Source organism: Micromonospora sp. H61, assembly GCF_018070325.1.
Taxonomy (GTDB): Bacteria; Actinomycetota; Actinomycetes; order Mycobacteriales; family Micromonosporaceae; genus Micromonospora; species Micromonospora salmantinae.
The window spans coordinates 1-2,235 of the sequence record NZ_JAGPXY010000189.1 but is presented as its reverse complement, the minus strand read 5'-3'; the positions used below and the strand labels follow the sequence as shown (position 1 = coordinate 2,235).

At 70.2% G+C, this 2,235-nt stretch carries 2 protein-coding genes; both read right to left on the bottom strand.

The genetic code is table 11. The annotated features are described in order from the left end of the window. Positions 1 to 195: 195 nt before the first annotated feature. A complete protein-coding gene (locus KBX08_RS32995) occupies positions 196 to 1,566 on the bottom strand; it encodes a cystathionine beta-synthase (RefSeq protein ID WP_210787667.1) in 1,371 nt (456 codons plus the stop codon). 72 nt (positions 1,567 to 1,638) lie between these two features. Then, positions 1,639 to 1,995 carry a YkvA family protein gene (locus KBX08_RS32990; RefSeq protein WP_112582466.1) on the bottom strand — a complete coding sequence of 119 codons (357 nt, stop codon included), beginning with the start codon at positions 1,993 to 1,995 and terminating at the stop codon, positions 1,639 to 1,641. Positions 1,996 to 2,235 lie beyond the last annotated feature (240 nt).

Below are 2,235 nucleotides of genomic sequence, written 5' to 3'. Positions count from 1 at the left end.
AAGGCACACCCGCACTCCGAGCGGCCGGATCGGCAATGAGCCACCCAAGCGATCACCGACGCCGAACCTAGCGGCAACCAGCCGAACCGATCACCACCGACATAGAAGCGTCTTGCACTTTCTGTCGGGACAAAACGCCGCAATAGCGACGTTCAGGCGACAGCAAGTGCAAGATCGGCGGGGGCGGGGCGGGGACTAGTGGGCGCCTAGGTGGGACAGGAGGTCCTGGCGGGTTAGGACGCCCTTGGGCTTGCCGTCGACCAGCACCAGGGCGGCGTCGGACTTCTCCAGCATGCCCACCGCCTCGCTCACCGGCTGACCACCACCGATCATCGGCAGCGGGTCGCCCATGTGCCGCTCGATCGTGTCGTGCAGGTGGGCCTGGCCGGTGAACAGCGCGTCGAGCAGGTCCCGCTCGGCGATCGAGCCGGCAACCTCACCGGTCACCACTGGCGGCTCGGCCTTGAGCACCGGTAGCTGCGAGACGCCGTACTCGCGCATGTAGTCGATCGCGTCGCGGACGGTCTCGGTGGGGTGCACGTGCACCAGCTCGGGCAGCCCACCCGGCTTGCTGGCCAGCGCGTCTGCCACCGTCGGCTCCGCGCCGGAGTTGTCGAGGAAGCCGTACCGGGCCATCCACGAGTCGTTGAAGATCTTGGAGAGGTAGCCCCGACCGCCGTCGGGCAGCAGCACCACCACCACGTCGTCCGGGCCGGCCCGGCGGGCGACCTCCAGGGCGGCGACCACCGCCATTCCGCAGGAACCGCCGACCAGCAGCCCCTCCTCGCGGGCCAGTCGCCGGGTCATCTCGAAGGACGCCTTGTCGGAGACCTCCACGATCTCGTCGGCGACACCCCTGTCGTACGTCTCCGGCCAGAAGTCCTCGCCGACGCCCTCCACCAGGTACGGACGGCCGGTGCCGCCGGAGTAGACCGAGCCCTCCGGGTCGGCCCCGACGATCCGCACCCGACCCTCCGACGCCTCCTTGAGGTACCGGCCGATGCCGGAGATGGTGCCGCCGGTGCCGACGCCGGTCACGAAGTGGGTGAGCTCGCCGTCGGTCTGCTTCCACAGCTCCGGGCCGGTCGTCTCGTAGTGCGAGCGCGGGTTGGCCGGGTTGCTGTACTGGTTGGGCTTCCAGGCGCCGGGGATCTCCCGGGTCAGCCGGTCCGAGACGTTGTAGTACGAGCGCGGGTCCTCCGGCGCGACGGCGGTCGGGCAGACCACCACCTCGGCGCCGTACGCCCGGAGCACGTCCTGCTTGTCCTGGCTGACCTTGTCGGGGCAGACGAACACGCACTTGTAGCCCTTGAGCTGGGCCACCAGGGCCAGCCCGACGCCGGTGTTGCCGCTGGTCGGCTCGACGATGGTGCCGCCGGGCTTGAGCAGCCCGGCGGCCTCGGCGTCCTCCACCATCCGCAGCGCGATCCGGTCCTTCACCGAGCCGCCCGGGTTGACGTACTCCACCTTGGCGAGCACTGTGGCCTGGATGCCCTCGGTGACGTTACGCAGACGCACCAGCGGGGTGTTTCCGATCATGTCGACGACGTTGTCGTAGTACTGCACGGTGTGCCCTTCGTTGCGGCGCCGGCGGTGGGCGGCCGGGAAGACGTTTGCTCACCGCCAGCGTACGTGTCGTCAGGGCACCAACCCCCCGGGGATGACCGAGCTGCGGCGGGCCTCCCACTCCAGGAACCGGTCGGTCTCGGCGAGCACGCTGCCGGCCAACCAGGTGACCATGACCGCGTCGTCGGCCAGCCCGAAGATCGCCAGTGGGATCTCCGGGAGCAGGTCGATCGGCGAGACGATGTACGCCGTCGCCGCTGTCATCAGGGCCAGCCGAAGGCCGCCGTCGTACTCCCCCTTGGTGGTGGCCCTGATCATCCGGGGCAGCGCGGCCAACCGCGTGCCGATCGACGGCCCGTTGCGCGCCCCGGCCGCCAGGGCCCGCGCCAGGGCCGTGAACGCCGCGCTGCGCTTCAGTGTCTTACCCATCGTCGCGCTCCTCTCCGCCGGATCAGCGTGGCGGGTCGGCGCAAGTCGGCCGGCCTCTGGAACCCAGGTACCCCGTCGCGTCGGTTTCCAGGCACCCGGGTGCCGTCACGACGACAGCGATGTGTCGGGCCAGCGCGATAATGTCGCGGTATGGGGGTGGCACATTCCGTCGTACCCGGTGGTGAGCGCTGGCGGCAGGCCCGGCGGTTCGTCCGGCTGGCCGCCATCGGCACAGGCGCC

Excerpts from the sequence above, each read along its gene's own strand:
- KBX08_RS32990 (WP_112582466.1), bottom strand. The coding sequence starts at position 1,995 with ATGGGTAAGACACTGAAGCGCAGCGCGGCGTTCACGGCCCTGGCGCGG.